Here is an 18,531-nt window from a genome sequence, read left to right on the forward strand (position 1 = left end):
AGAATTACTTCGGCTGGTCCATGTTTCTCGGAACTTCGAAAGTTCCGGCTTTGATCTCGGCGCGCTTGGCTTCCATCGCCGTTTCGGCGTCGGCGGGGGCCACACCCTTTACATAGACGATGTCGCTGCCGCCTTCCTTCATCAGGCCGAAGGCCGTGTAGTTCTTGCCGACAGGCTTGCCGGCCTGAACGTCGGCGATCGCCGCATTGAGGATCGGGCGGAAGCCCCAGAGCGCGTTGGCGAATACCGTGTCGGGATAGCGCGGCGAGTAATCGATCAGCGATCCGACAGCCTTGATGCCGCGCTCCTTGGCGGCATCCGCCGTGCCGATGCGCTCGCCGAACAGAATGTCCGCGCCTGCATCGATCTGCGCAAGGCCAGCTTCACGCGCCTTCGGCGGGTCGAAGAACGTGCCGATGAAGGCAACGAGGTGCTTGGCGTCGGGGTTCACGGCCTTGACGCCTTCGCCGAAGGCATTGATCAGCATGTTGACTTCGGGGATCGGGATCGCACCGACGGAACCCACGACGTTGGACTTCGTCATCTTGCCGGCGAGCATCCCGGCCAGATAGGCGCCGTCATGGTTCCAGGTGCCGAAGACGCCGAAATTGTCGCCTTCCTCATTGCCGCTGGAGCCGAGAACAAAGGCGGTGTCGGGATATTCGGCGGCTACCTGGCGCGCTTCCTTTTCGACCGCATAGGCCTCGCCGATGATCAGCTTGTTGCCCTGTTCGGCATATTCGCGCATGGCGCGCGGGTAATCGGTGCCCGAGACGCCCTCGGAGAAGACATATTCGATGACACCTTCCTTCGCCGCGGCTTGAAGGGCTGCATGGAGACAGGAGTTCCAGGCATTTTCGACCGGCGAGGCGTGGATGCCGGCCACCTTGAGCGGTGCGGCGGCGCGTGCGGCGGGAGAAAGCGCGCTGGCGCCGAGCGCAATGCCCGAGGCCAGAACGCTACGGCGAGACATGATGATCTGATTTTTCATAGTCGTTCCCCTTTTTTGACTATTTGGTAAAAACCATAGGCAGGGGTTAAAAAAGTGTCAAGCAGAGTTCGTGATCAATGAATGGGCACAGCTAAAAATAGTATATTTGATTTCAAATGGTTATGGAATCAGCCGGCATTTTCAGCGGCGTCGGACACCGTTCGCGGCCCGATTGCAATCATGCCCGATGGATAGCCGGCATATAGAGGCAAATGACCTGCCAGCCCGCCGGTCGTCTCTGACGGGAAAGGCGGCGGCAGGCGCAATTTTTCAAGAGTGGCGGTGCTTGGCGTCTTAGAATTTTCTCAGTTTCGGATTCAAATAGAATACTAATTCTATATACAATAGTCATGAGACGCTAGCCTCAACTAATCACTTTCGAGGGAAAATCGATGAGCTTAATGGCGACTGCTAAAACCCTGCTTCTTGCGAGCGCAATTTCAGTTTCGTTCTCGGCCTTTGCATCCGCTGCAGATGCGAGCGCAAAGCCCGTTCAGGGCGGAACTCTGATCTATCTCGAGCAGCAGCCGCACACCAACCTCTATCCGCCGGCCGGCGGCTTCTATCCGAACGGCGGCGTGCTCAACCAGATCACCGACAAACTGACCTACCAGAACCCGAAGACGCTCGAGATCGAACCATGGGTTGCCGAGTCCTGGACGGTCAATGACAACGCGACGGAATATACGTTCAAGCTGCGCAAGGGCGTGACCTTCTCGGACGGCACGCCGCTCGATGCTGCCGCTGTCGCCAAGAATTACGACACGTTCGGTCTCGGCAACAAGGAGCTGAAGCAGCCGGTATCGGAAGTGATCAACAACTATGATCGTTCCGAAGTCATCGATCCGTTGACGGTGAAGTTCTATTTCAAGAAGCCGTCTCCGGGCTTCCTGCAGGGTACATCGGTCATCGGCTCGGGTCTTGTGTCGCTGAAGACGCTAGCGCTGCCCTTCGACCAGCTCGGCGACGCGACGAAGATCATCGGTTCCGGCCCGTTCGTGGTCGATAGCGAGACGCTCGGCAAGGAGCTGACACTGAAGGTGCGCGAAGACTATGCGTGGAGTCCGGCAAAGCTTGAGCATCAGGGGCGCGCCTATCTCGACGGTATCAAGTACGTTATCACCGGCGAAGACAGCGTGCGCATCGGCGCTCTTCTTTCCGGCCAGGCCGATTTCATCCGCCAGGTTCAGGCCTATGACGAGGAACAGGTCGAAAGCCAGGGTTACAAGATCTACGCGGCACCGACCCGCGGTGTGAACAACAGCGTCGTCTTCCGCCCGGACAATCCGCTGGTCTCGGACGTGCGCGTCCGCCAGGCGCTGCTGCATGGCACCAACAGCGCCGAGATCATTTCCACGCTGTTCTCGGCAAACTATCCACAGGCAAAGTCGATCATTGCATCGACCGCCCAGGGGTATCTCGATCTGTCGCCGAAGCTTACCTATGACGCCGACAAGGCTGCCAAGCTTCTCGATGAAGCAGGCTGGAAGCCGGGCGCAAACGGCATTCGCGAGAAGGATGGCAACCAGCTTGTGCTGACGGCCTACGAATCTCCGCCGCAGCCGCAGAACAAGGCGACGCTGCAACTCGTCGCCCAGCAATGGGCCAAGCTTGGGGTGACGCTGAACGTGCTTGCCGGCGATTCCGGCAGCAAGACGGTCGACGATCTCGATCCGGCCAAGACACCGGTTTCGCCCGCCATGGTCGGCCGCGCCGATCCCGATGTGATCAAGAGTCAATATTACCCGAAGAACCGCGACGTGCTTCGCCAGAAGGGAGGACCGAGCGACAAGGTGAAGTCCTTCGTCGATGACAAGCTGAACGGCCTGCTCGAACAGCTGTCCTCCGAACCCGACCGCCCAAAACGCCTGCAGATCGCCGGCGAGGTCCAGAACTACGTGATTGATCAGGCCTATGCCATCCCGATCTTCGAGGAGCCGCAGGCCTTTGCCGGCGCGCCCTACGTCCAGGGCGTCGGTTTCGAGGCTGTCGGCCGCCCGAGCTTCTACAGCACCTGGCTTGCCGAACATTGATCGAGCCGGGGCCGGACGCAAGGCCCGGCTCCGCTACCCGAAAGGAACGGCATGACCCGCTATTTCATCTCCCGCATCGGCCAGGCACTGATCGTCCTGTGGGCGGCGTTCACGATCTCTTTCATCCTGTTGCAGGCAATGCCGGGTGATGCCGTCCTCATCAAATTCCAGAACCCGGAATATGGCCTGAGCCCAGAGCAGCTTGCCGATATTCGCGCCGCCTATGCCGCCGACGGATCGCTGCTCAGCCAATATCTGCATACGGCGGGGAGGTTCCTGAACGGTGATTTCGGCTATTCGCTGCAGGCAGGCGTTGCCGTCAGCGCGCAGCTTGCCGCCGATATTCCGCCAACCATCCGGCTTGCGGGCTTCGGCTTCCTGGTTGCCGCACTGATAGCCGTGACGCTGGCGATCCTCGCCAATCTGCAGGGTTTCGGCCGGTTGCGCAGCGTCATCCAGTCGGTGCCGTCGCTCTTCGTATCGGTGCCGACCTTCTGGCTCGGGATCATGCTGATCCAGATCTTTTCCTTCCGCCTGCGGCTCGTTCCGGTGATCAATCCGGGGCCGTGGGAAGGCTTGATCCTGCCGGTGTTGACCGTTGCCGTCCCGATCTCGGCGCCGCTTGCCCAGATCCTGCTGCGCAATATCGACAAGGTGTTGACCCGCCCCTTCGTCGCCGTCGCCCGCGCCAAGGGCGCTTCGCATGGCTGGGTTCTCTGGCGCCATGTCGCCAAGAACGCCTTCCTGCCGGTGCTGACCGTTGCGGGCGTGCTGTTCGGCGAGCTGCTCGCCGGCGCGGTGATCACCGAGACCGTCTTTGGCCTGAATGGCATCGGCAGCCTGACCGAGCAGGCCGTCAACTTCCAGGACGTTGCGGTGCTTCAGGCGATCGTCGTGCTCTCGGCTGCCGCTTTCGTCACCATCAACCTGTCGATCGATCTTCTCTATCCCATTCTCGATCCGCGGCTGAAAGCCGGACCGGAGACCGCACGATGACCAGCCTCGACATTGCCGAAACATCACCGGGCCTGAAGCCTGCCGAAACGGCGGAACGATCCCGATCGGAAGCCGTGCGGAGTTCAAAGCGCCGTCGTATCGACGTCGGCCTCGTGCTTGCGGGTGCCGTCCTGCTCATCGTTCTGCTCTGGGCCACCGCGCCGGGTTTCTTCACCGGCTATGACCCGATCAAGGGACTGCCAGGCCAGCAACTGAAGGCGCCGAGCGCCGTTCATCTGCTGGGCACGGATGCGCTCGGGCGCGACCTCTATGCGCGTCTCGTGCACGGGGCGGTGCATTCGCTTTCCGGCGCGCTCGCTGCCGTCGCCATCGGCCTTGCGGCAGGAACGGCGCTCGGCGTGCTGGCCGGTTCGCTCGGCGGGCGCACCGACGCGGCGATCATGCGCCTTATAGACGTGCTGCTGTCCATTCCCGCTCTCCTTCTGTCGCTCAGCATCATCATTCTGCTCGGCTTCGGCACGATCAACGCCGCGATCGCCGTCGGCATCACATCGGTGGCGAGCTTTGCGCGGATCGTCCGGTCCGAAGTCGTGACCGTCCGGCGCAGCGACTATGTCGAGGCCGCCTTCGGTAGCGGTGGCACGTTCTTCAGCGTGCTCTGGCGCCACGTTCTGCCGAACTCGTTGACCTCGGTAATCGCCTTCGCGGCGCTGCAGGTCGGCTGGGCCATCCTGCAGCTTTCGACGCTCGGCTTCCTCGGCTATGGCGCGCCGCCGCCGACGCCCGAATGGGGCCTGCTGATCGCCGAGGGCCGCAACTATATTGCAACCGCCTGGTGGCTGACGGCGGCGCCCGGCATCGTCGTGGTGCTGGTCGTCCTCTCCGTCAACCGCGTCAGCCAGGCCATCGGAAGGATAGAACGATGACGATCCAACCCGTGGACTTGCCTCGCAGCACGCCGACGGCCTCCCCCATCCTCGACGTCTCTGGCTTGACGGTCAGCTACGGCGATCGCAACGGCGTGCGGACCGCCGTGCACGGTATCAATTTCACAGTCGGCGCGGGCGAGGTGGTCGCGCTCGTCGGAGAGTCCGGTTCCGGAAAAAGCTCGACGGCACAGGCGATCATCGGTCTTCTGCCGGAGAATGGAAAGCTTGAAGGCGGCAGTATCCGGCTGAACGGCCAGGAGATTGCAGCCTGGCCGCAGCGCCGGCTGGACGCGATCCGCGGCGCGGTCATCAGCCTCGTGCCGCAGGATCCCGGAAGCTCCCTCAACCCGGTCAAGACGATCGGCAAGCAGGTGGCGGAGATCCTGGCGATCCACGGCGAGGCGTCCGGGCCGGCTGCCTATGCGCAGGCGATCGAACTTCTCGAGCGCGTCGGCCTCAGCGAACCCAAGCTCAGGGCGCAGCAATATCCGCACGAGCTTTCGGGCGGCATGAAGCAACGCGTGCTGATCGCCATCGCCATTGCACTCAAGCCATCGCTGATCATCGCCGACGAGCCGACAAGCGCGCTCGATGTCACCGTGCAAAAGCATATCCTCGACCTGATCGACGAGTTGCGGCGCGAATACGGAACTGCCGTGCTTCTCGTGACCCACGATCTCGGCGTCGCTGCCGACCGTGCCGATCGCCTGATCGTCCTCCGGCACGGCCGCATTCAGGAGCAGGGTCTGACGGCGGATGTGCTCGCCAGACCACAAAGCGCCTATACAAGGCAATTGCTTGCCGACGCCCCATCGCTCAATGCCGCCGCGCGATCGCCAACCGACAGCTGGCATGAGGGCGGCGAGGACATCATCGTCGTCGAAAATCTCGTCAAGGATTTCGGCCTCGGCGGGCCGAACCGCTTCTTTGCCGTTGACGGCGTCTCCTTTCGCGTCAAACGCGGAACGACCCATGCGCTGGTCGGAGAATCCGGGTCTGGCAAGACTACCAGCATCCGCATCATCTCGGCATTCGAGAAGCCGACGGCCGGGCGGGTGGTTATCGATGGCCTCGACCTCTCCACGCTGCGGGGCGAGAACCTGCGGCTCTTCCGCAAGAAGATCCAGCTTGTCTATCAGAACCCGTTCGGCTCGCTCGATCCGCGCCAGACGGTGCGGCGGATCGTCGAGGAGCCGCTGTTGAACTTCGAACCGGTCACACGGCAGGAGCGGGCAGAGCGCGTCGTGTCGATCATCGACAAGGTCGGACTTCCGGCGGATGTCCTCGACAGGCGCCCGCATGCGCTATCGGGCGGGCAGAGGCAGCGCGTGGCGATTGCCCGGGCACTGGTGCTCGGGCCGCAGATCCTGGTGCTCGACGAGGCCGTCTCGGCGCTCGACGTCACGGTGCAAGCGCAAATCCTGGCGCTGCTTCAGAAGCTGCAGCGGGAACTCGGTCTGACCTATCTGTTCGTTTCGCACGATCTCGCCGTCGTCAGGCAGATCGCCGACACGGTCTCGGTTCTCAGCGCTGGAAAGATCGTCGACAGCGGTCCCGTCCAGGAGGTCTTCGGCAACCCTTCGAGCGCCTATACGCGCGAATTGATCGAAGCGATCCCCGGCAAGAAATTTCCGGCCCAGCGGCCATCCCCCTTGATCAGCACAGGAACTCAGCCATGAGCCATTCCCCAACGCCGAAGCGCCTCGGCTTCTTCAGCCGCGTCCTCGATCAGGCCGATCCGTCGACCCGCTACAGGCTGGTTGCCGAGCAAATCCTGCACGCCGAGAAACATGGCTTCGACAGCGCCTGGGTGGCGCAACACCATTTCAACGGCGAAGAAGGCGGCCTTCCGGCGCCGCTCGTCTTTCTCGGCGAGCTCGCAGGCAGGACGTCGCGCATCCGGCTGGGCACGGGCGTCATCACGCTGCCGATGGAGAGTGCTGTGCGCGTCGCAGAAGACACTGCCGTTCTCGACACCCTTGCCAACGGCCGCCTCGAAGTCGGGTTCGGAACCGGCGGTACGCCGGCGTCCTTCCTGCCATTTGGGCTGGACAGCAGCGATCGCGGCGCCGTCTATGCCAAGAGCCTCGCAACGGTGCGGGATGCATGGGCCGGCCGCGAACTCGCAGGCAGCAACCATCTCTATCCGGCGGCGCCGCATCTGCTCGATCGTGTCTGGCAGGCGACGTTTTCGGTTGGCGGCGGTGAACGGGCGGGGCTGGACGGGGACGGCCTGATGCTGTCGCGGACGCAGCCGCGCCCGGCAGAGAGCCCCGAAGCACTGCTCTGGGATCTCCAGAACCCGATCATCGATACCTATCTGGCAAGCCTGCCACAGGGACGGGCGCCCCGCATCCTGGGATCGCGCAGTCTCTTTGTCGCCGAGGACCGGAAGACGGCGCTGCATTTTGCCGAGCTCGGGCTGCAGCGCAGTGTCGAACGCTTCATCGCCAGCGGCCATCAGGTCGCGAGCAAGAAGACTGAAGATCTCATCAGGGCCTTCGACGTACATGTCGGCACGCCTGACGATGTCATCGCATCGCTCAGCGCCGATACCGCGCTGGCGCGGGTCACCGATCTCGTCTTCCAGGTTCATTCCGTCGATCCGCCGCACGAACACATTCTTCGCTCGCTGGAGCTCATCGCCAGCGAAGTCGCCCCGGCGCTCGGATGGGTCCGCAAGGGACCGGCAATCCACGAGCGCCGCCTCGCAACCGCATGAACTTTCCAGGAAAGGCATCAGACATGAGTTCTTCTCCCACGCCTGACACCATCGATCTCCTCACAGGAGCCGAGGCCGGTTCATTCATCGACCGGCTTCGCCGCGAGCGCCCGGAAACCCGCGCCAACGCCCAGAAGAGCTACCTCGCCCTCTTCGAGCCTGTCTCGGAAGACGCGGTGACGCGCGCCGAGCGGCTTGCGGTCGCAGCCTTCGTTGCCGGCTTCCATCAGGCGGGTGCAGCCGGTGAATTCTACGCCGCCGGTCTCGCCGATCTGAACGGCGGCGCATCGCTGGCTGCCGCAGTGAAGATCGAGATCGCGAGGGGTGCGGTACGAGGGCCGTATGGCCGCTATCCCTCGGGACCGCTCTCCGTCGAGGATAACGACGGGCTGGTCTTCGCCGTTTCGGATTTCAGCCGCGCCGTGCTCGGCGCCAAGCTCAGTGCCGGTCTCGAACACGCCCATCTCCTGGTCTACCGGCCGCGGGAGGCCAGCCCGGATGCCCTGCAAAAGCTGCTCGACGCAGGCTGGTCGACAACCGGCATCGTCACGCTTTCGCAGCTCGTCGCCTTCCTGTCCTTCCAGATCCGCGTCGTTGCCGGGCTTTCGGCGCTCGGTGCGGCCGGTGAAGGCAGTCTCTCGCGCGCAGCAGCGGAATAAGGAGAAGCATCATGACCGAGACTGTCATCCGCCCTGAGGTCGACAACCGCCCGAACGCCTTCACCCAGGCCGAAATCGGCTGGACACCCTGGCTGACACCACTCACCGAAGAAGAGCTGACCGATCGCCATTGGGCCGGGCTCGTCGATGCCTCGCGCTCAAAATCGCCCTATTTCATGCTTCTTGCCAGAGACCCCGAAACGCTCGAGGCGCGCACGAAGACCGACAAGGATATCTTCTACAATACCCGCGCCGGACTGCCTCGTGCGGAACGCGAGCTTTCCGCAACGGCCGCGTCGCGCACGAACGGCTGCATCTTTTGCGCGTCGGTCCATTCACGGTTCGCATCGCATCATTCGAAGCGCACCGAGGACGTCCAGCGGCTGCTGGACGAGGGGACCGGCGCCGAACTCGGCAGCCGCCGATGGAATGCAGTCGTTACGGCCTCGGTTTCGCTGACTGGGACACCGTCGAGCTTCGGCGCTGACGACATCGCTCGCCTGCGCGAGCAGGGGCTGGACGATCTGGAGATCGCCGATGCCATTCATGGTGCTGCCTTCTTCAACTGGGCCAACCGGCTGATGCTCTCACTCGGTGAACCCACACCGGCGGCATGAAGCGAGGCGGGGGCGAGCGACAAGACCCGCTCGCTTGCCCTCACGCCGTCGCCGGCGACAGCAGGTTCATGTCGATTTCGGTGAGTTCCACCCGGCGCTCGAAGGCCTTGCCTTCCTCGTCGAAGAGGTGGCAGTCGGCGGCGTTGATGCCGACGGTGACGGGCTGGTCGGCGCGGATGCCGACGCTGCCGGGGAGCATGGCGCAGAAGTTTTCCGTTTCGCCGCCGAGTGCTGCATAGGCAACGGTGTTGGCGCCGAGCCGCTCGATGACGCTCGGGGTGACGGCGAGCGAGATGTCACCGTTGGTCAGCTGGATATGCTCCGGGCGGATGCCGAGCGTCAGGGTCTTGCCGACCATGCCGTCGCGCGGCGTGACCGGCAGCGTTGCCGTCTGGCCACGATAATCGACGGTGACGCCGGAGGCGCTGGCCGCGGTGCAGGTGACCGGCAGGAAATTCATTTTCGGATTGCCGATGAAGCCGGCGACGAACTGGTTTGCCGGCTTGTGATAGAGCTCCAGCGGCGCGCCCGTCTGCGAGATGTTGCCGGCGTCGAGCACGACGATGCGGTCGGCCATGGTCATGGCTTCCACCTGGTCGTGGGTGACGTAGATCATCGTCGCCTTCAGCTGCCGGTGCAGCTTGGCAAGCTCGATGCGCATGTCGGCGCGTAGCGCCGCGTCGAGATTCGAGAGCGGCTCGTCGAACAGGAAGATCTTCGGTTCGCGGACGATCGCGCGGCCGATCGCGACGCGCTGGCGCTGGCCGCCCGAGAGCATGCCGGGCTTCTGCTGCAGCCGCGTTTCGAGATGCAGGATGCGGGCGGCATTCTCCACCTTGGCCTTGAGCTTCTCCTCCTCCATCTTCTCGACGCGCAGCGGGAAGGCGATGTTCTCGAAGACGCTCATATGCGGATAGAGCGCGTAGGACTGGAAGACCATGGCGATGCCGCGCTTGACCGGCGGCAGATCGTTGACGCGTACGCCATCGATGACGATGTCGCCCTTGGTGGTCGCATCGAGGCCGGCGATCATCCGCAGCAGCGTGGACTTGCCGCAGCCCGACGGCCCGACGAAGACAACGAACTCGCCGTTCTTCACGTCGAGTTCGACGCCTTTCAGAACTTCGTAGTCGCCATAGAATTTTTGAACTTTATTGAGCTGAAGCTGTCCCAAAAATCTGTCTCCGGTCCCGGCCTTGAACGCGCATGAAGTTGGTCGGTGAGGATCGCGGCCGCGAGGGCCGCGATCCCCGTTTCGAGGCTTACTTGAAGGCTTCGATTTCGCCGGCAGCCTTCTTGAGGGCGGCTTCCGGTTCTGCCTTGCCGGTGACGACGGACTGGACCATCTCGATCATCGAGTTCTGGAAGCCCTTGTAATCGGTGAAGAGCGGCTCCGGACCACCGTAATCGATACCCTCGATGAACGGCTTCCAGAAGGGATCCTTGGCAACGAACTCGTCGACCTTCTTGGACGGACGCAGCGGGGTGAGGCCAGCGCCGCCCTGCAGTTCGTACTCGCCCTGGATATCGGGAGAGGTGATGTACTTGGCGAATTCGGTCGCCTTTTCTTCGACGCCCGAGCCCTTGAAGATCGCAAGGCTGTCGGTGATCAGCAGCGTGCCGGCGCCCTTGGCATCCGGACCAAGCGGCAGCGTGGCGACGCCCCAGTTGATCTTGGTGTCCTTCAGGCGGTAGGCGGCGCCGGAGCCGGCCTGGATCATCGCGACCTTGCCGTCGAGGAAGATGGCGCGAACTTCGTTCTGTTCGTATGCCGTCGGGCCTTCTTCGGCATAAGCGGCGATATCCTTGTAGGCCTTCAGGGCCGCGAGGATCTGCGGGCTGTCGAGGGTCACCTTGCCCTCGGCATCGGTGACGGCGCCGTTATTCGTATAAACCCAATGCATGAATTGGTGCATCGTGTTGTCGAAGGTCTTGGCCGAGAGACCGAAGCCCGGAACGCCGGTCTTTTCCTTGATGGTCTTTGCCATCTCGATTTCTTCGGCCCAGGTCTTCGGCGGCTTCTCGGGGTCGAGACCGGCCTGCTTGAAGAGATCCTTGTTCCAATAGAGGGCCTTGGTCGAGAAGGCGATCGGAACGCCCCACTGGTTGCCGTCGAAGGTGACGGTGTCGACGATGTGCGGGTAGTAACCCTTCTTCTCGTCGTCACTCATCGGAACCGGAACGATCAGGTCGTTCTGCGCGAATTCCTTCAGCGTGCGCGAGCCGACATAGGCCATGGCGACGGGCGTGCCGGCAGCTGCCAGCGTCGTAGCCTTGTCCTGGCACTGCGCCCAGCCGACGACTTCGGGCGCGACCTTCCAGCCTTCGTTCTTGGATTCCCATTCCTTGATGTATTTGGTGTGGATCGGGTCGATCGTGTCGCCGCAATAGATCCAGCTGATTTCCTTGTCGGCTGCCTGGGCAGTGACCGCGGTCAATGCCGTCGAACCGAGCAAGGCGAGCGCCATAAGGCCTGTCTTGATGGTAGTGTTCACGTCGTGACTCCCATTCTCGTTGTTAGCTGTTCACTCTTTTCTTGGTCTTATTGTTTCACCGCACCGGCGGTCAGGCCGCCGACAAGGTAGCGCTGAAGGAAGAAGATGACGACCATCGCCGGCGCGATGCCGACGAAGGAGGCCGCCATCAGTTCGTTCCAGATGACCTCCTGCTTTCCGAAGTAAGCGAAGAGTCCCACCGGCAGGGGCATGTATTCAGTCTTCGAGTTGAACGTCAGCGCGAAGATGAACTGCTGGGCATAGGCGCCGATGAAGGTGGTAATCGCGACGACGATAATCCCCGGCATCGCAATGGGCAGAATGACGCGGCGGAGCGTATAGAAATGGCTGGCGCCATCCATATAAGCCGCTTCGTTGAGTTCCTGGGGAATGCGGATCATGTAGGTGCGCAGAAGCCAGATCGCCGACGGGATCAGGAAGGCGACACCCGGCACGATCATGGCGAAATAGGTGTTGAGCACGCCCATCGTGCGCATCAGGCGGAAAAGCGGAATGAGCAGCACGGCGCCGGAGAACATGTTCACCGTCAGGAAGGCGCCGAGCAGGATGCCCATGCCGCGGAATTCGAACTTCGCGAAGGCATAGGATGCCGGGATGACCAGGCAGAGCACGATGACGGTCACGATGATCGAGATGAAGAAGGAGTTGAAGATATAGCGCCCGAAGCCCGGCACGCTGATCCACATCGTCCTGTAGGCCTCGAACGAGCCGTTCTCCGGCCAGAAGCGGTAAGGCGAGGAGAAGAGCTGGCTGAGCGGCTTCAAGGATACCAGGAAGCCTTCGACGAAAGGCGACAGCACGAAGAAGAGAAACATCGCGATGCCGCAATAGATGAGGACGATTTCCCACCAGCTGTAGCGATCGATCATGGGACGGCTGCTCATGCGCGCTTCTCCGGGTTGAGGCGGCGGGTGACGCGGAAATAGGCGAAGCAGAAGAGCGACAGGAAGATGCAGATCAGCACGGCGCGGGCCGCACCTTCACCGTATTTCTTCGAGCCAATTGCCGTCTGATAGGTGTCGATGATCATCGTCGTCGTTTCACCGCTCGGACCGCCCTGCGTCAGGATCCAGATGATGTCGAAGGAATTGAAGGTCGCGATCAGCGACAGCATCGACATGGTGATGATGGCGGGAACCATCAGCGGCAGCGTGATGCGGCGGAAGCGGTACATGCGGCCGGCGCCGTCGGTCCAGGCGGCCTCATAGAGATCCTTCGGGATCGACTGGATGGCGGCGAGGAAGTAGATCGTCACCAGCGGCACGCCGATCCAGACGTCGGTCACGATCGTCGCCCAGAAGGCGGTGCTGCCATAGGCGAGGAAGGCGACCGGGCCATCGACCAGGCCGAAGCGCTGCAGCAGGCCGGAGATCATCCCGAACTGGCCATTATACATCCAGCCCCACATGAAGATGCCGATTGCCATCGGCACGATCCATGGCGGCATGGTCAGCAGCCGGAACAGCGAGCGGCCGGGCACGGCGGCATTCAGCATGACAGCGCCGAACGTGCCGATGATCATCTTCAGGGCGACCGAAAAGAACGTCCAGATGAAGGTGCGCAGAATGACTTCCGCGAAGGTGGAATTGAAGATCTTCTCGTAGTTGACCCAGCCGACCCAGTTCGTGACTTTGCGCAGCGATGCGTCCGTGAACGACAGGATGAACGTGTCGACCAGCGGATAGGCAACGATTGCCAGGACATAGAGGACTGCTGGAAGAAGAAGGATCCAGGCGAAGATGACGGCACTTTTCTGAGCACTCATCTTGCCGCCTCCCTCAAGCCGCTCTGGCGTGTAGCGCCTCGTCGAACCTGTCCCAGACGGGACGAAGGTCGATGACGGCCTTCTTCATGCGGGCCTCATCCATGGCAAGCGCCAGGATGCCGGCCTCCAGAGCATTGAGCGTCGAGACCGGCAGTTCGGACCCGGTGCGCACGCTCTCCAGGATATCGGCCGCCATCTGCTCGTCGGCGCCGTAATGCTGGGAGAGTTCGGTCGCGGCATATTTCGTCTCGACGACCTTCTTGCCGGTCAGCTGCTCGTGGACATCGAGATAGCCACGGACGAAGTCGCCTTCGGCCATGCCGCGCGACCCCATGATCGCGAAACGGCGGAACTGGTCGGGGACGTTCAGGTTCGTGTGGAAGTTCATGCCGACGCCATTGGCATATTCGACGATTGCCACCTGGTAGTCGATGATATCGGCATCGCTGTCGAACACCTTGTCGGAGCCCATCCAGCCGCTCGGCTTGCGATGGAAGAGTTCGAGATCGTTGATGCCTTCGCGGGCCGGGTCGTTGGCGGGAATGAAGCTCTTGCGGCCCCCGAAGCTTGCGACGCGCTCGGGACGTGCGCCGACCACGCCATTGTAGAGATCGAGGTCATGGCAGCACTTTTCCAGCATGAAGCTGCCGGAATAGCGCTCGTAGCGGCGCCAGTCGCGCATGAAGAAGGCGCCGTGATAGGGCTCGATATGCTCGGATGCCTCGATCGAGACGATCTGGCCGAGCTTGCCTTCGGCCTGGATGGCGCGCAGGTCCTTGTAGAGTGGCGAGTAGCGCAGCACGAGGCCGACCATCAGCCGCTCATGGCCGAATTTCGCCATCAGGTGAGCGAGCTCGATGCTCTCGGCGATCGTCGTGACGATCGGCTTTTCGCAGAAAACCTTCAGGCCGGATTCGAGGCCGAGGCGGATATGGTCGAGATGCAAGTGGTTGGGAGAGCCGATCATCAGGAGATCGAGCTTTTCGGAGGCCAGCAGTTCCTGCGGCGTGCCATAGGCCTTGCCGACCGAAATGCCCTTTTCCGTCAGCCCCGGAAGACCCGCGGGCTCCGGATCGACATAGCCGACGATTTCGAAGCTGCTGTCGATAGCCGTAAAGACATGGCCGAGGTAGCCGAGCCGGAATCCCAGCCCTATGATTCCCACTTTCATCCCGATGACGTTCCCAATTTCGTAATTTATTTTCTTCAAGTTGGGACAAAAATCAGGGGCCGTCAACCGAAAACGGGCCTGAAAGCGCATTGATGAAATTAATTTTCATAATATACGGGATAAGCGCGTTTTTGGGCATATCCGCGCAAGCAAAGCAGGCAGCCGATGAAAACGGCTGCCGCGGGCGTCATGAAACTGGTTTCGTTCCGTGGAACCAGTTGGCTGCTCCACTTTAGAGGCGGTGTAGCGGCCCTGAGGCCTATTCGTCGAGATAGCGCTCGGTCAATCGCGCCCACATGGCAGCACCCGCCACCAGGCTTTCATCGGCGAAGTCGTATTTGGCGCTGTGCAGGATGGCCGAGTTGACGCCGTTGCCGAGGCGCAGGAAGGCGCCGGGCTTGTGTTCGAGGAAGTGCGAGAAGTCCTCACTCCCGGGGATCAGGGCGCAGGTCGTGACCTTTTCGGCGCCGACGAGTTCTTCGGCGACCTTCCAGGCGAATTCAGTCTCCGCCTCGGAATTGACAACCACAGGGTGGCCGTGGACGTAGTCGATCTCCACCGTGGCGCCGAAGCCGTCGACGACGGACTCCGTCAGCTTGCGGACGCGGGCTTCCAGGAGTTCGCGGGTCTTCGGATCGAAGGACCGGACGGTGATCAGCAGCTTGGCGCTTTCAGGAATGACGTTCGAAACCTCGCCGCTATGGATCGCGCCGACGGTGACGACCGCCGTCTGGGTCGGGTCGACGCTGCGCGAGACGATGGTCTGCAGCGCGACGACGAGATGGCAGGCAACGACGACAGGGTCGATCGTCAGGTGTGGGCGCGAGGCGTGGCCGCCCTTGCCGGTGATGGTGATCTCGGCGGTATCGGCGGCTGCCATCAGCGGGCCGGAGCGCATCAGGAAGGTGCCCTCGGGCGCGCCCGGATGATTGTGCAGACCGTAGATGACGTCGAAGGGAAAGCGCTCGAACAGGCCATCGGCGATCATTGCCGGGGCGCCGCTGACGGCGCCCGCTTCCTCTGCCGGCTGAAAGATCAGCGTCACCGTGCCGTTGAAGCGGCGGGTGCGGGCCAGATATTCGGCGGCGCCAAGAAGAATGGTCGTATGGCCGTCGTGGCCGCAGGCATGCATCTTGCCGGAAACCCTGCTCGCATAGTCGAGGCCGGTCTGCTCGGCGATCGGCAGCGCGTCCATGTCGGCGCGGATGGCGATGCTCTTCTTGCCGCTGCCGGCCGTCATGCGGGCGACGACACCGTGGCCGCCGACATTGCGCGTCACGTCATAGCCCCAGGCCTCGAGCTTTTCGGCGACGAGGCGTGCTGTTTCGGCTTCTTCGAAGGAGAGTTCGGGATTGGCGTGAAGGTGGCGGCGGGTTGCCGTCAGCTCTGCTTTCATCGGTTCGAGATCCGAGAGGCTGGCGAAATCGTTCTTGAGGGTCATGGCCGTTCCGGTCTTGCGGGAGTGCGGCCGCTGCCGCCAGGGCGGCAAGCGGCGCGCATCTTTTCGGGAGGAGAATTGCCGCGCTCAGATAAAGCGCGACAGGAAGCTTCGGGTGCGGGGGTGCTGCGGATTGCCGAGCACATCTTCGGGCTTGCCCTGTTCGACGACCTTGCCGCCATCCATGAAAACGACGCGGTCGGCCGCCTCGCGGGCAAAGCCGATCTCGTGGGTGACGACGATCATCGTCAGGCCCTGGTTGGCGAGGTCGCGCATGGTGGCGAGCACCTCGCCGACGAGTTCCGGGTCGAGCGCCGAGGTCGGCTCGTCGAAGAGCATCAGCTTCGGCTTGATGGCGAGCGCCCGGGCGATGGCGACGCGCTGCTGCTGGCCGCCGGAAAGCTGGCGCGGATAGTTGTCCGCCTTGGCCGAGAGGCCGACGCGTTCCAGCAGGCGCTTGGCATTCTCGGTCGCTTCCTTGCGGCTTTCGCCGTGGATGCCGACCGGTGCCTCGACGATGTTCTGCAGCGCCGTCATATGCGGGTAGAGGTTGAACTGCTGGAACACCATACCGATCTTCCGGCGCTGGAGCGCGACGGCGTGATTGGAAAGCTGCACCAGCTTGCCCTTGCGGAAGCTGTAGCCGATCTGCTCGCCATCCACCTCGATCGAACCCTGATTGATCGTTTCGAGGCGGTTGATACAGCGCAGGAAGGTCGATTTGCCGGAGCCCGACGGTCCCAGGATGACGACGACTTCGCCGGGGGCGACGTCGAGGTCGATGCCCTTCAGCACTTCGAGCTGGTCGAAGGACTTGTGGACATTTCGGGCGCGCACGAGCGGCTCGATGGTCGCGATCGTGTTCATTGGCTCGCCTCCTGTGCGGCAGCAAGAGCCGGTGCCGGCACGGCGGCGTCCTTCGCGGCCCTGGGGGCGCCGGTGCGGCGGTCGCCACGGCTGTAGTAGCGCTCGATATAGCTCTGGCCGATGTTCAGCACCGAGGTGATGAGCAGGTACCAGATGACGGCGACGAGCAGCATCGGGATGACTTCGAAGGTGCGGTTGTAGATCGACTGGACCGAATAGAGCAGATCGGCCATGGCGATGACGCTGACGAGCGAGGTCGCCTTGATCATGCTGATCAGCTGGTTGCCGGTCGGCGGAACGATCGAGCGCATCGCCTGCGGAATGATGATGCGGCGCAGCGCCCTTGCCCGGGTCATGCCGAAGGCTTCGGCGGTCTCGAACTGGCCCTTGTCGACCGAAAGCAGGCCGCCGCGGATGATCTCGGCCATATAGGCTGCTTCATTGAGGGCGAGACCGGCGATCGCGGCGGTCATCGGACTGATGACGGAATTCGTGTCCCAGCTGACGAAGGTCGGCCCGAAGAACGGGATGCCGATCGACAGCGTCGGGAAGAGGGTCGAGAGGTTGTACCAGAAGATCAGCTGCACCAGCAGCGGCGTGCCGCGGAAGAACCAGATGAAGAGCGATGCGAGAGAGTTGGCAAGGCCGTCCTTCGACAGGCGGGCGATGGCAAGCAGCAGGCCGAGGATGACGCCAATGATCATCGCCACGACGGTCAGGCCAAGCGACACATAGAGACCGCTGATGACGACCGGATCGAAGAAATACTGGGCGACGACCGGCCAGCCGAAATTTTCGTTTCCGGCGATCGACCAGGCAAAGTAGGCGGCAATTGCCAGGACGATGACCCAGGCCGCGACGCGGCCGGTGGGGAAGGGTTTGTGGGCATGCGCCACATCCCGAGCTGCCGCATCGCCGGGTGGCGATGCGGTGTTCTTGATATCAGTGCTCATTTCGGCAACGTCCCGCCGAGGTTGATGCCCGGCTCCTTGATCATGTTGTTCTCGAGGCCCCACTTCTTCATGATGGCCGCATAGGTGCCATTATCGATCAGAACCTTGACCGCGTCACGCAGAACGGGGCCGAGCGGGGAACCCTTGGGAACGACGGCGCCCTGATAGAGCGCTTCGAAGCCGTTCTTCTGGCCGACACCCGTCAGTTCCAGCTGGCCATTGGCCTGCGAGACGAAATAAGTGAGCGGTGCCTGGGAGGAGAAGAAGGCGTCCGAACGCTTGGAGCGGACCGCCAGGATCGAGCTCGGCTGGTCGGTGAAGGACTGCACTTCGATCGGGTCCTTTCCGTCGGTCTTGCACTTCTCGGCCTGGACTTGGATGACCTTTTCGGCCGAGCCGCCAGCCATGACGGCAATGCGGTTGCCGCAGGCGCTGTCGAGCGAGGTGATCGCCTTCGGATTGCCCTTCTGGACGGCAAAGACGACGAATTCCTGAACCCAGTCGACGAAGTCGTTGGCCTCTTCGCGGCTCTTGAAATCGCCGACGGGGCCGAAGGCGAACTGGTAGCGGCCGGAATTGACGCCGGCGAGGAGGGCGGGAAGGCCGCCGACCGTTTCATGCTCGATCTTGACACCGAGGATCTGGCCGAGCGCGTCGGTCAGATCGGCGCTGGCGCCGGTCATCTCGGTGCCGGTGACGATTTCATAGGGAGGGAAAGAGCCGTTATTGACGGAGATCATCTTGCCCGCCGTGCGGATCGCCTCGGGCAGCTTGGCCTTCAGCTCCTCGTTGACCGAAAGCTTCGGCAGATCCTGCGCCAGGGCCGCTCCGGAGAGCATGACGCCGGCGAGCGCAAGAGTGGTCATTTTCTTCAATTGCATGGTCATTCCCCTTTTTGATTTGATATTCTCGG

At 62.4% G+C, this 18,531-nt stretch carries 17 protein-coding genes; 7 read left to right on the plus strand and 10 right to left on the minus strand.

The window, feature by feature from the left end:
• Nucleotides 1-4 precede the first annotated feature (4 nt).
• Nucleotides 5-991: a BMP family protein gene (locus ACQZ5H_RS09350; protein ID WP_449097458.1), complete on the minus strand. Its 987-nt coding sequence runs from the start codon at nucleotides 989-991 to the stop codon at nucleotides 5-7.
• Nucleotides 992-1,392: 401 nt separating this feature from the next.
• On the opposite strand from ACQZ5H_RS09350, the gene ACQZ5H_RS09355 reads away from it, so the two are divergent.
• The 7 genes from ACQZ5H_RS09355 to ACQZ5H_RS09385 are packed head-to-tail and all read left to right on the plus strand — an operon-like array spanning nucleotide 1,393 to nucleotide 8,908.
• A complete protein-coding gene (locus ACQZ5H_RS09355; protein WP_449097459.1) occupies nucleotides 1,393-3,024 on the plus strand; it encodes a TIGR04028 family ABC transporter substrate-binding protein in 1,632 nt (543 codons plus the stop codon).
• Between the two features lie 51 nt (nucleotides 3,025-3,075).
• On the plus strand, nucleotides 3,076-4,020 hold the full coding sequence (locus ACQZ5H_RS09360) for an ABC transporter permease (RefSeq protein WP_449097460.1): 945 nt from the start codon (nucleotides 3,076-3,078) through the stop codon (nucleotides 4,018-4,020).
• Nucleotides 4,017-4,907, plus strand: a complete 891-nt coding sequence (locus ACQZ5H_RS09365; protein ID WP_449097461.1) for an ABC transporter permease — start codon at nucleotides 4,017-4,019, stop codon at nucleotides 4,905-4,907. The genes ACQZ5H_RS09360 and ACQZ5H_RS09365 overlap by 4 nt, the downstream gene beginning before the upstream one ends.
• On the plus strand, nucleotides 4,904-6,589 hold the full coding sequence (locus ACQZ5H_RS09370) for a dipeptide ABC transporter ATP-binding protein (protein ID WP_449097462.1): 1,686 nt from the start codon (nucleotides 4,904-4,906) through the stop codon (nucleotides 6,587-6,589). Before ACQZ5H_RS09365 ends, ACQZ5H_RS09370 begins: the two co-directional genes overlap by 4 nt.
• Nucleotides 6,586-7,632 carry a putative FMN-dependent luciferase-like monooxygenase gene (locus tag ACQZ5H_RS09375; protein ID WP_449097463.1) on the plus strand — a complete coding sequence of 349 codons (1,047 nt, stop codon included), beginning with the start codon at nucleotides 6,586-6,588 and terminating at the stop codon, nucleotides 7,630-7,632. The genes ACQZ5H_RS09370 and ACQZ5H_RS09375 overlap by 4 nt, the downstream gene beginning before the upstream one ends.
• Nucleotides 7,633-7,655: 23 nt before the next feature.
• Complete coding sequence (locus ACQZ5H_RS09380; RefSeq protein ID WP_449097464.1) at nucleotides 7,656-8,291, plus strand: CMD domain protein; 636 nt, start codon at nucleotides 7,656-7,658, stop codon at nucleotides 8,289-8,291.
• An 11-nt stretch (nucleotides 8,292-8,302) separates the two neighbouring features.
• Nucleotides 8,303-8,908, plus strand: coding sequence for an alkylhydroperoxidase domain protein (locus ACQZ5H_RS09385; RefSeq protein WP_449097465.1), 606 nt, complete (start codon nucleotides 8,303-8,305; stop codon nucleotides 8,906-8,908).
• A 40-nt stretch (nucleotides 8,909-8,948) separates the two neighbouring features.
• On the opposite strand, the gene ACQZ5H_RS09390 is transcribed toward ACQZ5H_RS09385, so the two are convergent.
• The 9 genes from ACQZ5H_RS09390 to ACQZ5H_RS09430 form a co-directional block, all read right to left on the minus strand.
• Nucleotides 8,949-10,082 (minus strand): ABC transporter ATP-binding protein, encoded by a 1,134-nt coding sequence (locus tag ACQZ5H_RS09390; RefSeq protein ID WP_413712028.1) that lies wholly within the window; start codon nucleotides 10,080-10,082, stop codon nucleotides 8,949-8,951.
• An 88-nt stretch (nucleotides 10,083-10,170) separates the two neighbouring features.
• A complete protein-coding gene (locus ACQZ5H_RS09395; protein WP_112714661.1) occupies nucleotides 10,171-11,376 on the minus strand; it encodes an ABC transporter substrate-binding protein in 1,206 nt (401 codons plus the stop codon).
• Between the two features lie 74 nt (nucleotides 11,377-11,450).
• Complete coding sequence (locus ACQZ5H_RS09400) at nucleotides 11,451-12,308, minus strand: carbohydrate ABC transporter permease (protein WP_449097466.1); 858 nt, start codon at nucleotides 12,306-12,308, stop codon at nucleotides 11,451-11,453.
• Nucleotides 12,305-13,189 (minus strand): carbohydrate ABC transporter permease, encoded by an 885-nt coding sequence (locus ACQZ5H_RS09405; RefSeq protein ID WP_112714657.1) that lies wholly within the window; start codon nucleotides 13,187-13,189, stop codon nucleotides 12,305-12,307. The genes ACQZ5H_RS09400 and ACQZ5H_RS09405 overlap by 4 nt, the downstream gene beginning before the upstream one ends.
• A 13-nt stretch (nucleotides 13,190-13,202) precedes the next feature.
• Nucleotides 13,203-14,360: a Gfo/Idh/MocA family protein gene (locus tag ACQZ5H_RS09410; RefSeq protein ID WP_449097467.1), complete on the minus strand. Its 1,158-nt coding sequence runs from the start codon at nucleotides 14,358-14,360 to the stop codon at nucleotides 13,203-13,205.
• Between the two features lie 259 nt (nucleotides 14,361-14,619).
• Nucleotides 14,620-15,801 carry a M20 aminoacylase family protein gene (locus ACQZ5H_RS09415; RefSeq protein ID WP_449097468.1) on the minus strand — a complete coding sequence of 394 codons (1,182 nt, stop codon included), beginning with the start codon at nucleotides 15,799-15,801 and terminating at the stop codon, nucleotides 14,620-14,622.
• An 84-nt stretch (nucleotides 15,802-15,885) separates the two neighbouring features.
• Nucleotides 15,886-16,665, minus strand: coding sequence for an amino acid ABC transporter ATP-binding protein (locus tag ACQZ5H_RS09420; RefSeq protein ID WP_449097469.1), 780 nt, complete (start codon nucleotides 16,663-16,665; stop codon nucleotides 15,886-15,888).
• Nucleotides 16,662-17,618, minus strand: a complete 957-nt coding sequence (locus ACQZ5H_RS09425; protein WP_449097470.1) for an amino acid ABC transporter permease — start codon at nucleotides 17,616-17,618, stop codon at nucleotides 16,662-16,664. Before ACQZ5H_RS09425 ends, ACQZ5H_RS09420 begins: the two co-directional genes overlap by 4 nt.
• On the minus strand, nucleotides 17,615-18,499 hold the full coding sequence (locus tag ACQZ5H_RS09430) for an ABC transporter substrate-binding protein (protein ID WP_112715104.1): 885 nt from the start codon (nucleotides 18,497-18,499) through the stop codon (nucleotides 17,615-17,617). The genes ACQZ5H_RS09425 and ACQZ5H_RS09430 overlap by 4 nt, the downstream gene beginning before the upstream one ends.
• Between the last annotated feature and the right edge of the window lie 32 nt (nucleotides 18,500-18,531).

The organism is Rhizobium sp. 21-4511-3d, from assembly GCF_053522545.1.

What these genes read in the sequence shown, in the direction of transcription:
- ACQZ5H_RS09350 (WP_449097458.1), bottom strand. Translation starts at nt 991, where the DNA reads ATGAAAAATCAGATCATCATGTCTCGCCGTAGCGTTCTGGCCTCGGGC.
- ACQZ5H_RS09355 (WP_449097459.1), top strand. Translation starts at nt 1,393, where the DNA reads ATGGCGACTGCTAAAACCCTGCTTCTTGCGAGCGCAATTTCAGTTTCG.
- ACQZ5H_RS09360 (WP_449097460.1), top strand. Translation starts at nt 3,076, where the DNA reads ATGACCCGCTATTTCATCTCCCGCATCGGCCAGGCACTGATCGTCCTG.
- ACQZ5H_RS09365 (WP_449097461.1), top strand. Translation starts at nt 4,017, where the DNA reads ATGACCAGCCTCGACATTGCCGAAACATCACCGGGCCTGAAGCCTGCC.
- ACQZ5H_RS09370 (WP_449097462.1), top strand. Translation starts at nt 4,904, where the DNA reads ATGACGATCCAACCCGTGGACTTGCCTCGCAGCACGCCGACGGCCTCC.
- ACQZ5H_RS09375 (WP_449097463.1), top strand. Translation starts at nt 6,586, where the DNA reads ATGAGCCATTCCCCAACGCCGAAGCGCCTCGGCTTCTTCAGCCGCGTC.
- ACQZ5H_RS09380 (WP_449097464.1), top strand. Translation starts at nt 7,656, where the DNA reads ATGAGTTCTTCTCCCACGCCTGACACCATCGATCTCCTCACAGGAGCC.
- ACQZ5H_RS09385 (WP_449097465.1), top strand. Translation starts at nt 8,303, where the DNA reads ATGACCGAGACTGTCATCCGCCCTGAGGTCGACAACCGCCCGAACGCC.
- ACQZ5H_RS09395 (WP_112714661.1), bottom strand. Translation starts at nt 11,376, where the DNA reads ATGGCGCTCGCCTTGCTCGGTTCGACGGCATTGACCGCGGTCACTGCC.
- ACQZ5H_RS09400 (WP_449097466.1), bottom strand. Translation starts at nt 12,308, where the DNA reads ATGAGCAGCCGTCCCATGATCGATCGCTACAGCTGGTGGGAAATCGTC.
- ACQZ5H_RS09405 (WP_112714657.1), bottom strand. Translation starts at nt 13,189, where the DNA reads ATGAGTGCTCAGAAAAGTGCCGTCATCTTCGCCTGGATCCTTCTTCTT.
- ACQZ5H_RS09410 (WP_449097467.1), bottom strand. Translation starts at nt 14,360, where the DNA reads ATGAAAGTGGGAATCATAGGGCTGGGATTCCGGCTCGGCTACCTCGGC.
- ACQZ5H_RS09415 (WP_449097468.1), bottom strand. Translation starts at nt 15,801, where the DNA reads ATGACCCTCAAGAACGATTTCGCCAGCCTCTCGGATCTCGAACCGATG.
- ACQZ5H_RS09420 (WP_449097469.1), bottom strand. Translation starts at nt 16,665, where the DNA reads ATGAACACGATCGCGACCATCGAGCCGCTCGTGCGCGCCCGAAATGTC.
- ACQZ5H_RS09425 (WP_449097470.1), bottom strand. Translation starts at nt 17,618, where the DNA reads ATGAGCACTGATATCAAGAACACCGCATCGCCACCCGGCGATGCGGCA.
- ACQZ5H_RS09430 (WP_112715104.1), bottom strand. Translation starts at nt 18,499, where the DNA reads ATGCAATTGAAGAAAATGACCACTCTTGCGCTCGCCGGCGTCATGCTC.